General features: G+C 64.7%; 12 protein-coding genes and 1 tRNA gene. 11 read left to right on the top strand and 2 right to left on the bottom strand.

Annotated elements, in window-relative coordinates; translation table 11 throughout:
* The first annotated feature begins 206 nt into the window (after positions 1–206).
* The 8 genes from IEY69_RS04610 to IEY69_RS04575 all read left to right on the top strand — a co-directional run bounded on the left by IEY69_RS04610 (position 207) and on the right by IEY69_RS04575 (position 9,992).
* On the top strand, positions 207–2,198 hold the full coding sequence (locus tag IEY69_RS04610; protein WP_189071922.1) for a hypothetical protein: 1,992 nt from the start codon (positions 207–209) through the stop codon (positions 2,196–2,198).
* Positions 2,199–2,319: 121 nt separating this feature from the next.
* Positions 2,320–4,425, top strand: coding sequence for a DEAD/DEAH box helicase (locus IEY69_RS04605; RefSeq protein WP_189071921.1), 2,106 nt, complete (start codon positions 2,320–2,322; stop codon positions 4,423–4,425).
* Positions 4,426–4,551: 126 nt separating this feature from the next.
* Positions 4,552–5,529 carry an HNH endonuclease gene (locus tag IEY69_RS04600; protein WP_189071920.1) on the top strand — a complete coding sequence of 326 codons (978 nt, stop codon included), beginning with the start codon at positions 4,552–4,554 and terminating at the stop codon, positions 5,527–5,529.
* A gap of 335 nt (positions 5,530–5,864) precedes the next feature.
* Positions 5,865–6,257 (top strand): hypothetical protein, encoded by a 393-nt coding sequence (locus IEY69_RS04595; RefSeq protein WP_189071919.1) that lies wholly within the window; start codon positions 5,865–5,867, stop codon positions 6,255–6,257.
* Entirely contained in the window at positions 6,250–6,753 is a 504-nt protein-coding gene (locus tag IEY69_RS04590; protein ID WP_189071918.1) for a hypothetical protein, read from the top strand. Before IEY69_RS04595 ends, IEY69_RS04590 begins: the two co-directional genes overlap by 8 nt.
* Before the next feature lie 73 nt (positions 6,754–6,826).
* A complete protein-coding gene (locus tag IEY69_RS04585; RefSeq protein WP_189071917.1) occupies positions 6,827–7,132 on the top strand; it encodes a hypothetical protein in 306 nt (101 codons plus the stop codon).
* A 23-nt stretch (positions 7,133–7,155) separates the two neighbouring features.
* On the top strand, positions 7,156–8,946 hold the full coding sequence (locus tag IEY69_RS04580) for an Eco57I restriction-modification methylase domain-containing protein (RefSeq protein ID WP_189071916.1): 1,791 nt from the start codon (positions 7,156–7,158) through the stop codon (positions 8,944–8,946).
* Positions 8,943–9,992, top strand: a complete 1,050-nt coding sequence (locus IEY69_RS04575) for a BsuBI/PstI family type II restriction endonuclease (protein WP_189071915.1) — start codon at positions 8,943–8,945, stop codon at positions 9,990–9,992. Before IEY69_RS04580 ends, IEY69_RS04575 begins: the two co-directional genes overlap by 4 nt.
* Positions 9,993–10,069: 77 nt before the next feature.
* Here IEY69_RS04575 and IEY69_RS04570 read toward each other — a convergent pair whose 3' ends face one another.
* Positions 10,070–11,353, bottom strand: coding sequence for a deoxyguanosinetriphosphate triphosphohydrolase family protein (locus IEY69_RS04570; protein ID WP_189071914.1), 1,284 nt, complete (start codon positions 11,351–11,353; stop codon positions 10,070–10,072).
* A 694-nt stretch (positions 11,354–12,047) separates the two neighbouring features.
* On the opposite strand from IEY69_RS04570, the gene IEY69_RS04565 reads away from it, so the two are divergent.
* Together IEY69_RS04565 and IEY69_RS04560 are read left to right on the top strand one after the other, a co-directional pair.
* Positions 12,048–12,554, top strand: a complete 507-nt coding sequence (locus IEY69_RS04565) for an HNH endonuclease family protein (RefSeq protein ID WP_189071913.1) — start codon at positions 12,048–12,050, stop codon at positions 12,552–12,554.
* A 166-nt stretch (positions 12,555–12,720) separates the two neighbouring features.
* Positions 12,721–12,815 (top strand) — tRNA-OTHER (locus IEY69_RS04560).
* A gap of 27 nt (positions 12,816–12,842) precedes the next feature.
* On the opposite strand, the gene IEY69_RS04555 is transcribed toward IEY69_RS04560, so the two are convergent.
* Positions 12,843–13,274 (bottom strand): hypothetical protein, encoded by a 432-nt coding sequence (locus IEY69_RS04555; protein ID WP_189071912.1) that lies wholly within the window; start codon positions 13,272–13,274, stop codon positions 12,843–12,845.
* 17 nt (positions 13,275–13,291) lie between these two features.
* Between IEY69_RS04555 and IEY69_RS04550 the strand changes: the two genes are divergently transcribed.
* On the top strand, positions 13,292–16,003 hold the full coding sequence (locus IEY69_RS04550) for a COG1361 family protein (protein WP_189071911.1): 2,712 nt from the start codon (positions 13,292–13,294) through the stop codon (positions 16,001–16,003).
* Positions 16,004–16,069 lie beyond the last annotated feature (66 nt).

Here is a 16,069-nt window from a genome sequence, read left to right as displayed (position 1 = left end):
AGTGTAGACTCATACACTCACTTGACATATCAGCACAAAGCATGCGACAGTATTCAGTATTCGGGTACAGCCCTAGACCGCCGCCGCCGGAGACACCGGAGCCGCGCAAAAGGGAACCCCCCTCGCCAAAGGGGGGTTACGGAAAAAAGCTGAAGCTATCGAATGCATTCAGTATACACCGTCTGACACGAGTGTCAAGAGGATTTATGCAGAATGCGTCCCACCCCACCCCGCTCATCGACAACACGAACTACCACCGCCTCCCGGATGCCCTACTGGAGGGCCGCCGCTTCCGCAACTGGATGTGGTGGTTCAACCCCAGCACCGAGAAGGCCGTCAAGCTGCCGGTGCACGCCGACTTCGGCGCCCGCCTGCCCGACGAGAACGGCCAGGTCCGCTACTTCGGCAACAAGCGCGTGAACCGCGAGACCGGCGAGATCGAGTCCTTCAACGGCCACTCCCTGGAGCACGCCATGACCTACGAGGAAGCCATGGAGCACGTGGGCAACGGCACGCGTGGCCTGGGGATCGTCACGGGGCTCACGGACACCGCGTTCGACATGTTCGTCGTCGACATCGATCACAAAGACTACGACGGCCCAACCGACACTGTGAACGGGCACGTCATGCCGGCGAGCGTTGCGCACTTCTCGCGCCTGGTCGTTAGCGATGGAGGCTACTCCGAGGTGAGCCCCAGCCGCAACGGGTCACGTCATATCATCCCCGGCCGACTTCCGACCGAGGACCACGCGACCCGCTTCAACATGACTGACTTCAAAGAACTGAAGTTCACACCCGACGAGAAAGGCAAGTCAGATAACGGGAAGCTGGTCCCCGTGCAGTTCCCCCCGGAATTCGGGACCCCCGAGCAGCTCGCCAAAATCGACATCGAGATCTACTCGCGCGATCGCTACCTGACCCTGACTGGCAACCACCTGCACGAAGTCGACGGTGAAGGGCAGTGCACCTGGACCAACACCAACCCCAACTGCGAGCGACTGATCAACATGTGGTGGAACTTCCTGGTCAAGCACAAGAGCGCGCGCACCATCAAGCCCGGCGCCGGCACCGTGACCCTGGCCGAGCTCGGGAAAGCGGAATTCATCGCCCCTGAGCGCCTCGCCGCGCCCCTGGACGCCCCGATGAAGAGCGCCTACTACCGCGGACTGTGGAACGGCGACTTGAGCGTCCTGAAGAGCGGCGACAAGAGCGGCTCTACGGCCCGCTGGAGTCTCCTGAGCATGCTGTGCGCCCTCACCGGCGGGGACGCCCAGGCCATGGCTGCCTGGTTCCTCTCCAGCGCCCTGGCCACCGAGAAAGTGCTGACCCAGCGCAACGGCCGTCCTCTCCTCGAAATGGAGATCGAGCGCGTGATCGGCGCCTGGGACGGCCAGCCCTGGAAAGCAGCCGTGGCCCACACCGGCGCTGCTAGCGACGCCCAGAGACCCGAGTGGAGCCCAGAGCAGCAGGAACGGCTGCTGTTCCGCGTGGTCAACAGCGCCAAGGGTGGCTCGATGCAGAAAGCCGCCTTCCGCGCCGCCCTGCACGACATCTTCGACCGCATGAACGCCGGCGAGTGGCACCCCGACAGCGGGCTGTGCGTCGTTCGCGTCGGTGGTCTGCGCCAGATGAGCGAGCGCGTCGGTGGCCGCCCGGATCAGCTGCACGACCGGCTCCGCTGGCTCGCCGCTCAGGGCATCATCGCGCGCCTGGAGACCGACACGCAGGGCTCCCCCGTGATCTACATGAACATGCGCGGCGTCGACTGCGCCGCCCTGGAGGGTCTTCAACAACCCGAACTGAGCATGCCCGGGCGCAAAGCCACTGTGAGCCCGCGCGCCGCCGGTGAGCGCAAGCCACGGGTGAAAGACCCGCTGGCGCCTGCCCGGATCCCCGCGCAGCTGAACCGCGCCCGGTGGACCATGTGGATGATTCACCGCGGCGAGCGCACCGTGAACGGGATCAGTGAGCGCAGCGGAACGGCCAAGCGTACGGTGCAGCAGCACGTGAAGGTCCTGCAAGGGCGCGAGTTCATCACCGCCGCCCTGGAGCCCCTGGTGAGCCCGGCCGAGTTCGAGCAGGCCCGTATCAACGAGCTGCGCGAGACGCAGGCCCAGAGCCGCCAGCGCCGCACTGAGGACTCCGCGAAGTGGCGCACCTTCAAGAGCGCCCCCGTCGCCCTGCCGAACGCCGCCTGAGCCAGATGAGAAGCCGGGGTTGACGCCCCGGCTTCCCCTGAGCGACACCTGTACTCATGTGATCAGTAGAGATCGCATCAGGTGTTGAAGACCACCTGCGCCCCACAGAGGAGATCCCCACATGCAGACCCAGACCCAAGCAACCAACATGAACGACATCCTGTCCCTCATGGCCGACATCGGCCTGATCGACGCCCCAGTCACGGACCCGACCGAAGCTCAGCAGGCCTTCAAAGCCGCCCTGGCCAGCGCCCGCGCCGCCGAGCAGACCGTGGTAGGTGCACGCTACCCGCAGGTGCTTCACAGCCAGCTGTTCGAATGGGCTCAGCGCCGGGGCTGGACCAACGAGATCCGCGCAGCAGACGGCGTGGGCTACGTCATGCCCGACCGCGCCGATCAGGCCCGCAGCTGGGTGACGCACGGCAGCGTGCGCCTGCTGATCGCCACGCCACGTATCGAAGAGACCACTGTGATCAGCCGACCCACCGGCGCGCCCACCCTGCGCCCCTACCAGGTTGACGCCATCAGCCAGACCGAAGCGCACTGGGAAGCCGGACGCAGCCGCGTCCTGGTTCGCCTCCCCACCGGCACCGGGAAGAGCGTGGTCATCGCGGAGATTGCCCGGCGCCACGTCGAAGCGGGCGGCGTCGTTGTTGCGATGGCCCACACCCTCGAACTGATCTCGCAGCTGGCCGAGCACATCGGCCGCGGTGTCGACCCAGAGCTCATCGGCCAGCTGATGTCCAAGCACCGACCGGAGCCGCACAACCGCGTGATCGTCAGTACCGTTCAGAGCGCTGGTCACCTCGGGCACTACCTCGATCAGTCCGACCTGGACAACATCTTGTGCATTGTCGACGAAGCGCACCGCATTGTGTCCAACAAGTACCGGAAATCGATCAAGTCCCTGGCCCCCCGCCGCGTCCTGGGCGTGACTGCAACCCCGGTTCGCACCGACGGCAGGGGCCTGGGGGGCGACTTTGACGTGATGGTCCAGACGCTCAGTTACGCCCAGGCCTTCGCTGGCGGATACCTGATCAAGCCGACCTACTACGTGCCCTCAGAGTTCGACCTCCAGGCCCTGCGGACCACCGCCGGAGATTACGACCTGGAAGACGCCGCTAAAGAAGCTGAAAAGCCACAGGTTGTCGGGAGCCTGATCGACACCATCAACCGGATTGCCTCAGACCGTCAGATCATCATCTTCAACTGCACCCGCAAGCACAGCCAGGCCGTCCTGGAGCGCCTGAAGCTGTCGGGGTACACCGCCTCGGCGCATATCGACGGTGATACCAATCTTGACGAACGCAAGCAGATCATGGCGGACTTCAAAAGCGGCGAGATCCAGATCCTGTGCAACGTCGACGTCTGCACAGAGGGCGTGGACGTGCCGGATGTCGGCGCGGTGTTCATCATGCGGCCCACCAAGAGTGTGTCCCGTTGGCTCCAGATTGCCGGACGCGCGCTCCGGACCGCGCCTGGCAAGAGCGACTGCCTGATCGTCGACCACACGGGGTCCATGTACGAGCTCGGCCCAGTGGAGAATTACGAGACGTGGGAACTGGAGATGGATAAGACCAACGGCAAGACCCGCAAGAGCAAGGTGGGCAAGTCCGACACTGAGCGCACCTGCACCTGTGGGAATGCCTGGAAGGGTGGCCCCCGCTGCCCGGCCTGTGGGGCCGTGGCCAGCAGCAAGAACTGGGAGGCCGAGAACCAGGCCGCGCTGGACGCCGATCTGATCGAGTGGGAGCGGCGCCAGGAGGAGGCCCTCACACCAGCTCAGCGTGAGCGCCGCGAGAAGAAGGCCGCCAAAGCCGCCCGGGATGCGCTGAAGGCGGACAAGGAGCGACTGTACGTGCTGTACCGGCAGATGCAGCAGTACGCCGCCACGCAGACCCGCAGCGGCAAGCCCGGCCAGGCGTTCTTCTGGTTCGTCAAGGAGTTCGGGTTCAATCCGCCGTACAACCTCAGGGACCGCCCACTGCCCTTCGATGAGGAGACCGGCCTTCAGATCCAGGAGATCGTCAACCGGCAGTGGCGTCAGAAATACGCTGCGGAGAAGAACGCCAAGGCGCAGGCCAGAGCGCAGGCCAGAGCGGAGACCGAAGCGCAGAGCCCCTCGCAGCCAGAGCCAGTGTCCGCAGAGGAAGCCCCAGAGAAGACGAGTTGGCACCAGCCGGTCCTGTTCGGCGCGGAGGCCGCCGAACTGAACACAAAGGGGTGAGCCCACGCCAGCTGAAGGGCACGCCCCGGGGAGACCCGGGGCTTCTTCCTGGTAGGACCACAGAGAACCGGGAATCTAACTGTTCTCACCATGCAATCTGACATATCAGCGACATTCGGAGACACGATGACCACGACACGCAACCAGTTGCTGCCCACGCCAGACGGGCAGTTCTATCTCCAGACACGCTACCTCGACATCCCAGCGGCCGCCCAACACGCGACCTACTGGATCGACCGGGCGCTGTACACCACTCGCCAGGGCCGTGCGCAGTTCGACCTCTCCGCTGTGCATGACGGGATGGAGCCGGCCCGCTTCGAGGCCCTGATGGTCCGCATTCTGGAACGTGGCGAGGAGCGCGCCGCCCGGACGCCGCTCAGCCCTCCAACGCCGCTGCCGACCAGCACCGCCTTCCACCGCACGGAAGCAGGCGGCCTGAAGTCCAGCTACACCGAGGAGTTCAGCCCTGAGCTGAAGAGGAGCGTCCGCGCGGCCTCGAAGCACAGGTGCGCCCACTGCGGGATGCCGAACCAGGGGGTCTACCTCAACACGCCATGGAACCGCCAGACCCGCCAGAAGGACGCGGTGAGGATTCAGGTGCAGGGCGTGCTGCACGTCGCGCACTACGGCAGCAACCCAGACAACCTGGAGGGGCTCAGCGCCCTATGCAGCCGCTGCCACAACGAGCTCGACTGGGGCCACCAGAGGGGCGGGAAGCTGCTCACCCAGAGCCTGTACGGCACCCTGGGGCACACCGAACTCCAGCGCTGGTTGGACGACGCGCGGGCCCTGACTGAGCGCGCACAGAGTCCGTTGGGAGCCCTGCAACCGGGCGGCGCTGACCTCGTGACCGCAGTGGTTCTGCGTGGAAGTAAGGGCGTCCCAGCGGCTCCTGAGAGCATCGTGCGGGTGATCCCACGGGCGGCTGTTCACGCCGCTGCGGACCTGCGCGCGGTATGGAATGCCGCCCTCGATCGCCTGCGAATCCGCGGGCATGTGGAACCGGGCGGCACCACCCTGACCCGCCCGCTGAGCCTGCCGGATGACCAGGCCGAGGCCAATCAGCAGGCCAGGATCCAGGCCATCCGGGCTCGGCGTCCATGAGACACCCGGCCGGGTATCTTCAATTGACCTAGAACATCTCGCCCACGAATTCACCGCCCGCGCCCTGACCTCCAGGTGCGCGGGCGCCTTTTTCGTTCCCCAGTCCAGCCATGCATACTGGACTGCATACCGGCCCGCACCCTGGCCATCGAATTGGCCTTCATTTCGACCATCGCTTTTGGCCTGCACTCCGGCCATCACCCCTGCCAGTGTGTTTGGCGTCCGAGTGCGGCTGATGATGATGGCCCAGATTCTGCACGGCGCCGTGGCCATGACCTGCGGCCGGTATGCAGAACAGCCTGTGCGGCCAGGATCTGCGCGGCTAGAATGGCCGGGTGCCCCGCCCCCGTAACCGCGCCCGAGGTGCGCTCAACCGAGAACTAGGAAAGGCCCTGGCCGAACAGGTCGTGACCCTGGAGGAACGACTGAAAGCGGAGAGCGATCTCAAGGGCCGGACTGACCTTGAGCTTCGCCTGGCCCGCGTGGCTGCCCGACTGCTGGATCAGTGCTCACCGGAGGCGCGAGTGGCTACGACGAACAGCAACAGCCTCCACAGGATGTCGGGGGTCAAGTCCCGCCCGCCGAAAGTGCCGATTCGTCCCGAGTTCAGCGCCGCGATCCGCCACATCACGGCGCTGGTTCCTGAGTGGCTGGTCTGGCGCGAATTCCAGGGACTCAGACTGGGACAGGATCACAGTGAGTCGGTTACAGAACAGGGGCGTGATTGAGTCTATTACCGCGCATACCACTGAGCTGAGCCTGCTGCGCCTCGCCAGCGCTCCATGGGCGCCGCGCCTGCTGGATGACCCGTCGCTGCACGTGGCGCAGATGGTGGTTCGGGAGTGGTTGATGGGAACGGCGCAGTACCCCGAGTGGGACCTGTCTCAGCCGCTCCGACGCTGCGTGGCTGCGGGCCTGATCATCGCCGGCTACGCACATGGGGAGATGTGCGTCCGCTCGCTGCCGCCCCGGGAGCACTGGACCGCCTGCGCTGTCCCTGGGCAGGACGCGTGGATCCAGCTGATCCGCGACACCGGCGCCTGCGAGCTGCATGTCACGGGCGGAAGTGACCTGGTGCAGCCGCTGGTGCTGCCGGGCCGCGAGGACTGGATCGTGGCCTGCCTGGCGGTCTCGCGGGAACTCGGCGTGATCCTGCGAGACCATCCGCTGCTGGCGGTGCACGAGAAAAGCCCCGCGCCAGTTGCCCGGCGCGGGGTGGAGTGAGGAGACTCCCATGAAGACAAGATCATCGTACCTTGTTCGTACTCAGAATGCAAGCTGTGATAGCATCAACGGCGTGAGGATGCACGAGATTGCCCGCGAGCTGCGGCAGAACACCGACGCCACCGAGGTCTGGAGGCTGCTGCTGATGCGCGACCCCCAGCGCCCCGACGCCGAGATCCTGCGCGAGAACATCCGCGAGGCCTGGCGCGAGCGCCGACGCCTGAAGGTGGAGTGGTACAGCGAACTCAACCCGTGGGTGGCACAGTTGGCCGAGGAGCGCCGGGCCGCCAGCCCGGACGTCCGGCCCCCCGCGCCTCCCGGGGTGAGCACCGAGGTCTGGGACGCCATGCTCGACGATATCGACGGGGAGATCAGATGACCCGGACGGCGCCGGCGCCGGGCATGCAACAATACCTCACCGTGAACGTTCGTGCCCTCGCGCGCCCCCAGCGCGCCATTTCTGCCGGTCCCCTCGGCACCCCGCAGGCCCAGGCCATCGTGACCTCTGCCCTGCGCCGGCTCTGGGCTGACCGGATCGGCTCCAGCGTGCCGATGCCCCGCCCGCCCGTCAAAGTGGCCGCCATGACCGCCGACGCCCGCGCCGTCGCGGGCACCCTGCGCCGCGCCGTGGTCCACCAGGGCATGCCCGAGGTGTGCCACATCGTCGGTACGGTCTACACCGCGAACATGGATCAGGCCATCAGGAGCGAACGTGGCGCCTTCTTCACCCCGCCCGCCCTGGCCCAGCAGCTGACCGACATGGCCAATCGCCCTGGAGTGGACTGGACCCGCGCCAACGTGGTGGACCCAGCTGTGGGCTTCGGTGCGCTGCTGATCCCGGCCGTCCAGATGATCAAGCGCCGGTCCTACCTGATGGGCGCGGCGCTGATCGACCACCTGGATGACCACGTGGCCGCGTTCGAGCTCGACGCGTTCAGCGGCTGGGTGACGCGGATCATGCTCAGCCTCACGGTGGCCGACGACGTCCAGCGCGCCGGGTACCCGCTGCACGATTTCGTGTACATCGGGGATGCCCTGCGCCGGCACACCCACCGTCGCCAGTACAGCGTAGTCCTGGCCAATCCACCGTATGGGAAGGTGACACTCGACGGCGACCTGCGCGGCGTGTACGCCCGCAGCCTGCGTGGGCATGCCAACCTCTACGGCGTGTTCACGGACCTCTGCCTGCGTCTGGCCAAGAAGACGGGCGTGGTCTCGCTGCTGGTGCCTACGTCCTTCCTGGCCGGCTCCTATTTCCAGGCTCTGCGCGCGACCCTGCGCGGCGCCGGGGACCTGACGCACCTGGAGGTCATCGAGGCCCGCAGCGGGGTGTTCGAGGACGTGCTCCAGGAAGCGGCGACGATGGCGCTCAAGAAGGTGGACCCGGCCCGGCGCCAGCCCCGCACCACCGTCCACGTCCGCGTGCCCGGCGAGCCGCACGCGGTGGACATCGATCTGCCGGCCGACCCGTCGGATATCTGGATCGTGCCCCGCGTTCACGCCCAGATCGGCTTGGTGCGGCACGTGGCCCACATGCCGACTCGGCTGAGCGACTACGGCGTGACCGTCAGCACCGGTCCGCTGGTCTGGAACCGTCACAAGGAGCAGCTCAGCAACGACTGGAAGGCGCCGGCCGCCGATCACCGCTCGCTGCCGATCCTGTGGGGGGAGGCCGTCCAGAACGGAACGTTCGCGTTCCGCACCGACCGGTCCACGCACAGCCGGTTCATCCGGTTGCGCCCCGGTCAGGAGCACCTGGTCCTGGAGCAGCCGGCCATCCTGATGCAGCGGACGACCTCGAAGGAACAGCATAGGCGCCTGATCTGCGCCGCGGTCCCGGCCGCGTTCCTGGCGGAGCACGGCGGCGCGGTGGTGGAGAACCACGTGAATATGCTGCTGCCGACCCGCGAGAACGTGCCGCTGGAGGCCATCGCCCGGCTGCTGAACACCCGCGCGGTGGACGATGTGTTCCGCTGCATGAGCGGCAGCGTGGCCGTGAGTGCCTACGAGCTCGAAGCGCTGCCCCTGCCTAGACATGAGCAGCTGATGGAGCTGGCGGCGTTAATGGCGGCTGGGGCGACGGATCAGGAGATCGAAGATACCGTGGGAGGGTATTACTGGAACGGTGCAGGTAATCAGGTAGTTCATCCCATGCTGGACAACACTGAAATACCTGTTAACCTTCAGGGGTGAAGACACCTGACTACCTGCACCCGGACTACGTCCAAAGCAAGCTCGAGCTCTTCATTCCGAAGAGCCTGGCCACCCGGGCCGACCTCGTAAGCAAGGCGGCCGCGCGCACCGTGTTCACGATGCTGTACTGCGACCAAGTGGAGGGCAATAACCGCTGGTTCAGCCCCTCCCACCTGGTCACCCGCATGGGGGACACCCAGGCCGCCCTGACGGACGACGAGTCCCGCGAGACCTACTACGCGGCCGTCTCCTCCACTAAGCCCAAGGACCGGCCGACCGCAGCCGATGCCTGGTACCGCGAGAACACGCGCGAGACCATCCGCGACAACGTGCTGCGGAACGGCCTGATCGAGATCGGGGCGGTGGTGGAGCGCCCCGGCATCGTGACGACCTCCTCGGCCCCCCGCTACGCCCTGGCCTTGGATTTCGCCACGCTGCTGAAGAGCAGCAACGTCACGGACGAACAGATCGAGAGCTGGCAGAAGGCCCACCTGAGCACGGCGGCTGTGCGCCGGGCCAAGCTGACCAAGCAGTTCAAAGCCAAGGCCCGCACCCCGGTCCGCGTCCGCATGCCTGACGGCACCACCCACCAGATGGGCCCCGGACTGTCCAGCCTGATCACGCAGGGTGTGATTGAGGACTACATCCCCCGCTTCTCCCCGAACAGCAACGTGCTGCTGATCAGCGAGAGCGGCAATAAGTTGAACTACCGGGATGAGCTTCTTCTGGACATCGCTGGCCTGAAAATCGACATCGGGCGCCTGCTGCCGGATATCGTCCTGATCGACGTCGACGTCGACCCGCATGTGCTTACCTTCGTCGAGGTGGTTCACACTGACGGCGCCATCACCGAGCGCCGCCGCCGCGAACTGCTGGCACTCGCCCTCGAATGCGGATTCGAAGAAGAGGGCGTGCGCTTCCTGACTGCCTTCGAAGACCGGCAGTCGACCGCAGCACGCAAGTTGATCCACTCGGTCGCGTGGAACACGGACGTGTGGTACCGGACTGAACCCGACGGCCTGATGAGCCTGCGCGTCAAGAAGTAAGTCCCGAAACGCCGAGGCGGGCGCCTGATCAGGCGCCCGCCTCGGCGTTGATGAACCATGCGGCATTTTCGTTGGATTCAGTAGAAGATGTTGTCGGTAATTTGACCCGGGTTAATACCCGTCACTCGGAGGTAGATGGCCTGCGCCTGCGCGTCCGACAGGCTTGACACGATGTCGATGGCCAAGCGGACGTGGGCGGGATGATGCGGCACGCCTTCTGCGGGGCTCTCTCCAAGGCAGGCCTCGTGTGCAAAGCCAGGCGGAATCAGGCTGTGGGAGCCCTTCTTCGCGGCTTGCTCCACCGCATCAAGGTACGTATCGAACAGGACAGTGATGATGCGCCTATGCCCTGCTTGCTGGCTTGCCAACTGCTGCCGGAGAATGACGTACTCCCAGATGATGCGCTTCAGGAAGGCCAGCTCCAGCCGGTGCTCAGCGGAGATAATCAGCTGCGGGGTTGGCTGATTCCAATCTATGCTCAGCTGGCTGTACGCGGTGATGTGCGCTGACATAAAGTCACGAAGACGCGCCTTCGCTTCATGGTCGCCCCTGAACATCGAACGGGGCATCATGTCGAAGATACGCCTAACAATCTCAAGCGCTTCATCCTCTTTGTGCTCATACTCACTGGGCAGGAAATGCTCTTTGTGGGCATCGAAGAACTGATTGAGATTATCCACAAGATCGGCAATGGGAATTATACCTGCCCTGTAGAAATCAACCAAGTCATGCATGGAGTAGGCGATATCATCAGCATAATCCATGATTTGCGCCTCGATGCTTGGCGAGTCATCAGCAGAGAGCTCACGCGCAAAAGCGAACGCCTCTGCATCGTCGGTATAAGCACCGAACTTCTTGTACAACTTCTTCGCCCGCTTGTCGTCCCTGCCTTGAGGCGGCTTTGGTCCGCGCAAGTTCGGGTATTTCAGCGACGCGTTCAGCGTTGCCCGGGTTAGACCAAGTCCGAGGTAAGAGGCTTTGTGGACAGCAATCCTCGTTGCGATACGAAAAGACTGTGCGTTCCCTTCAAAGCCATCCTCAAGACCGGCTGCTTGACCCAAGGCATCCAACATCTCTTCGCCCACGTGGCCGAATGGAGGGTGTCCAAGGTCATGGATCAGTGCGGCAGTCTCCACAACGTCTGGGTTGATCGCGCCACGGTGCTTCTCAGGGGCTTGCGCCGCCAGATTCTCGGAGAGCCGACGGGCGATCTGGGCCACTTCAAGCGAGTGCGTCAGACGGTTGTGGAACGAGTGACCTGTAGGAGTGATGACCTGCGTAATGCCAGCCAGGCGCCGGAACTCGTCGGTGTGTAAGACGCGATCGCGGTCGTGCTGCTCTGGCGTACGAGGATCATTCACCCTCGTCTGTGCAAGTGGGCGCTCAGGCGTGAACCGCTGCAAGCGACTTGGCTGGATAGGTTCCGTCGTCAAAGTACGCGTGCCTGATTCCAAGACACCAAGCGCTGGGACAAGGTGAGTCGACGATCCGGCTGCATGCTGAGCTCGCCGTCGTTGATCATGCTCCACATCACGCCGACTGCACGGTCATGGGAGACAGACCGGTGGGTAGAGAGGACACTCTGAAGGCACTGCTGGGGCTCCTTAGGCTCGGTGCTTCCAGCGAAGCACTTCAGGAGGAGCTCGCGGATCACGGCGGAGTCGGGCTGAGCGATATGGTCGATAACTGGCATGTTGGCCTCCCAATGTGAGGGTACGAGGTTGTCTCTGACAGGTTCCTACACCCGCAGAGGATGATCGTCACGCATGTGATCCCGCCAATTCAAGGCCCCGCGTCCCTCGTTGTGTGACACAGACAGCGTATCAACCCACAATTCGGTCCATTGCCACATGCCCCGCTTTTTGAAGGCAACCTCTATACCTCTGCCTCCACGCGCGCAGGCCGGGCATTTGTACTCAGTGCAAATAGCGCACCACGCATGAGAAAGCATGCCCGTCAATCCATCTGGTTCAACACGGGATAGATTCCCGAAAAGTGCGTACCACACGCATTTTTGCTCATGTTCGCAGTGGTAGACAGTGCGACAACCGAGTCATGAAATCGCCCCTGACCACTGATCAGATCAAAGACCTCCCGCGCACCACCGCCCGCTTCCACCGCTCCTACGACATCGACCCCGACACCGGCTGCTGGATCTGGACCGTCAGCCCCGGCAGCCGCTACGCCGTGGCCAAGATCACCACCAAGGACGGGGCCTACGCGTACCAGGCCAGTCACCTCTCCCTCGCGCTGCACGGCCGTCCCCTGAGCGCCGGTCAGGTCGCCTGCCACACCTGTGACCACCCACGCTGCGTCAACCCAGAACACCTGTTCGCCGGCACCCACGACGAGAACATGGCCGACATGGTCAGCAAGGGCCGGAAGACCGGCAAGGGTGGACCCAGCGGTGAGCGCAACGGACGCGCCAAGCTCTCGCGCCGGGACGTCGATCACATCAGGTCCCTGCCCACGCGCCATGGATTGCTGACCGAACTGGCCGCGCAGTACGGCGTGACCCCTGGTGCCATCAAGCGCATCCGAGACGGTGAGATCTGGAAGTGAGGCCCACTCCCCCGCCCCGTGCACAGGCGCCTGTGCACGGGGCTTCTCCGTACTCGGCAGATGCCCCCGCTCTGGCGTCCATCAGCGCCCGCCGACGCGCCTCAGGTCCCAGTGCCCGAATCGAGTGCCGCCCGCGCTTTACGGGGGCAACCAGAGACCGTAAAATGCCGGTGTTGACGCATCTGCCGCTGCCTGGGCGCTCCTAACGACCTCAAAATCGAGCGGGAAACCGTAGGGGTTCGAGTCCCCTCACCGGCACCACCAGATGACCTTCGAGAAGATCGGAGGTCATTTTTTTGTCCTCTGCGCGGATGTGCCCTTTTCGATGAAAGTGACGACTGTGTTACTCGTGCTGCTTCGAGAGATGAGTCTGAAAATTGTGATGGAAATTGCAAAACAGGCGAAAGCTCTCACAATCGGGCTCAGGACCGCCTCCTCAATGCTTGTTGCGTGAAGAGAACTGCATTTAATTTCTGAGGTCTTCCAGAAATCAAACTGATAAATTATGAGTTTGGAATAAAGATTATAAACAATAATGTTCACGTTTTGCAACTTGTCATCAGACCTAAATCCCAGCTGAACGTCAGTTGAACCTCTCATGGAGACTGGGCTCATAAGCCGACCTTGCATCAATGGGTTAATGAAGCAGTCAACCACTTCAAGCTCCACCACGAAGTGACTCATCCTGCCTTCAGAGAGGGCCGGGATGCGTTGATTCATGCCTGGGAGGCGCACACATGAACAACAAGATGAAAGTCGGTATCGCGGCCCTTACGAGTGTCCTGCTCCTTGCCTCCTGCGGTGGCGGCAGCACCACCCCCACCCCCACTACGCCCGTCGTCACCACCGGCAGCGTCAACCTTCCCGCCAACCCCAACGGCTACACGCTGACCATCCGCGACAGCAGCGGCAACATCATTCCCTCCACGGGCTACTCCACCCTGGCTCCTGGCACCTACACGGCCACGTACAGCAAGGACGGCTTCCAGCCCAACACCCAGAACTTCACCATCGTGTCTGGCGGCAGCAGCAACCTCGCCTACCCCACCCTGGCTGCCAACACCGTCTCGGGCGCGTACTATATGGACGCCAGCGGCAAGATGATCGCCATCACCAAGGACGACCTGAACAACGCCGGCACCCGCTTCGTGTTCTACGCCTGGATGGAGAACGAAGCCAACGCCGGTCTTGACCCCGCTCTGGTGGGCACCATCGGCACCCCCGCGGCCCCCACCGCCGGTGAGCAGGACGAAGTCGCTCCCCTGAACAGCCAGAACGTCGCCGGCGGCTACGTGGGCTTCAAGGCCGCTGACGGCAGGATCTACCCCATCGTGGGCGCGAACGTCCGCTGGGACATCTTGGAGCAGACCGGCAACGTGCGCTTCTCCGCCGCGGACGACGGCGGTCAGCCTTCCGGCGCGCCCATCACCGGGCAGGACATCAACGACAACGCCATGAGCGCCAACACGTACACCAACAGCTCGACCGGGACGAACGCTCGCTTCCCCAGCAGCACCCAGTACCCGCTGTACAACGTGACCGGCGTGAACACGCCCGACACCAACGGCTTCACCTGGACCACGCTGAACCACGACCCCGCCGTGACCACGCAGGCCACCGCCCGCGTCCGCGCCATCGCGTACGTGAATGGCACGGAAGTGACCAAGCAGTTCCTGAACAAGACCTTCGCCCCCAGCGCCCGCCTGACCATCACCAAGACGCCTGACAACAACCAGGCCGGCATCAACCAGGCGCAGAACTTCTCGATCACCGTGTCCAACACCGGCGCCGGTCCTGCCACGAACATCCGCCTGAACGACGTCCTGCGCTCCGGAAACGCCGCCGCGTACAGCATCACCGCGCCCGCCAGCACCACCGCCAACGCCACCGACGGCTTCGACGTGGCCTTCGACCTGGCCCCCGGCGCGAGCCGCACCTTCACCTTCCCCGCGCAGGCCAGCGCGGTCGGCGTGTACTGCGACGTGGCGACCATCGTCTCCTACAACAACGGTGCGTTCGGCACCGTCACCCCCAACCTGTCCGACGAAGCCTGCCTCACGGTCACGGCGCCCACGGTCAACATCGTCAAGACGCTCGGTACCGTCGACGCGGCCGGCGCCTTCACGCCCATCGCGAGCGGCGTCACCGTCGCCCCGAACACTCCCGTCTACGCCCGCATCACCGTCAGCAACGGCGGGAACGCCCCCGCGACGAACGTGGTCGTGACCGACGCGCTGGCACAGAACACCGTCGCCGCCAACTACGCCATCACCGGCACCGTCGCCACCGCCCCGCAGACCGTCGCCGTCACCAACAACGGCAATGACGGCTTCACCTCCGCCGCGTTCAACCTCGCCGCGGGCGCCTCGCAGACCTTCACGTTCGCCGCGACCGGCAGCGTCGACGGCACCTACTGCGACCAGGGTACCTTCACCGCGACCAGCAACAACGGCTCGGCCCTCACCGGCACGTCCGACATTCCCTGCTTCAAGGTCGCGTCGCCCGCCCTGGCCATCACCAAGCTCAACCAGGCGGCACCCAACCAGCCGGCCATCAACCAGCTGACCCCCGGCAGCAGCTACCAGAGCGTCATCACGGTCACCAACAACGGATCCGCCGCCGCGACGAACGTCGCCGTCAAGGACCTGCTGGGCAACCTGAACACCACGTTCATGAACTTCGGCAGCGGCAGCTACGTCGTGTCCGGCACCGCGCAGGCCGGCAGCGTCACCTACGACGCCACCACCCGCACCGTCAGCACCGTGCCCGCCGCGCTGACCCTGAACCCCGGCCAGAGCCTGACCCTGACCATCACGAGCACCGTGCCCGCCGGCGCCCCCCGCGGCGAATACTGCGACACCGGCAGCTACACCAGCACCAACGGCGGCACCGGTCAGGCCCGCGCCTGCGTCACCGTCACCTCGTTCATCTCCGAGCAGACGCAGCTGACCGACACGGTCGACCCGATCCGCGGCGGCGACGCCACCGGCACCATCCTGGCCAGCGCCGCGAGCGTCGAGCCGTCCTCGAACGAAGGTGCGCTGAACAACGTCCTGATCTACAACTTCGGTGCCACCGACCCCATCCAGCAGACCCCGGGCATCTTCAACTTCAGCAACACCCAGGTCTACTACGACGCCACTCCCACCCGTGACCCGCAGACCGGCGCGGTCACCAGCGACTACACGAACGCCAGCAGCACCCTGCTGACCCTGGGCACCCAGTACACCGTCAGCGCGAACAGCGGCGTCGGCCAGCAGACCATCACCCTGAACCCCACGTTCCGCGTGGCGCCCGGTGGTGTGCTCTGGATCCGCACGCAGGTCACCGCGCCCGCCGGCACGGTCGCCCGTCAGTACCAGCAGACCATGCGCTGGAACAACACCGCTGAAAGCAGCGGCCAGGCGCAGACCAACTTCAAGGCCGAGTCTACCACCGTCATTCCCTGATCTCCGGCCCGGAACGCGCCGACGCCTCCCGAAACGGGGGTGCGGCGCGTTCCTCACGTGCGCGAC

This window comes from Deinococcus sedimenti (genome assembly GCF_014648135.1).
GTDB classification, from domain to species: Bacteria; Deinococcota; Deinococci; order Deinococcales; family Deinococcaceae; genus Deinococcus; species Deinococcus sedimenti.
The sequence above is the reverse complement of the archived record's forward strand: the minus strand, read 5'-3'. Positions and strand labels throughout refer to the sequence as shown.

Bases quoted from the DNA above. Each gene is read 5' to 3' on its own strand.
- IEY69_RS04610 (WP_189071922.1), top strand. From the start codon at position 207: ATGCAGAATGCGTCCCACCCCACCCCGCTCATCGACAACACGAACTAC.
- IEY69_RS04605 (WP_189071921.1), top strand. From the start codon at position 2,320: ATGCAGACCCAGACCCAAGCAACCAACATGAACGACATCCTGTCCCTC.
- IEY69_RS04600 (WP_189071920.1), top strand. From the start codon at position 4,552: ATGACCACGACACGCAACCAGTTGCTGCCCACGCCAGACGGGCAGTTC.
- IEY69_RS04580 (WP_189071916.1), top strand. From the start codon at position 7,156: ATGCAACAATACCTCACCGTGAACGTTCGTGCCCTCGCGCGCCCCCAG.
- IEY69_RS04565 (WP_189071913.1), top strand. From the start codon at position 12,048: ATGAAATCGCCCCTGACCACTGATCAGATCAAAGACCTCCCGCGCACC.
- IEY69_RS04555 (WP_189071912.1), bottom strand. From the start codon at position 13,274: ATGAATCAACGCATCCCGGCCCTCTCTGAAGGCAGGATGAGTCACTTC.
- IEY69_RS04550 (WP_189071911.1), top strand. From the start codon at position 13,292: ATGAACAACAAGATGAAAGTCGGTATCGCGGCCCTTACGAGTGTCCTG.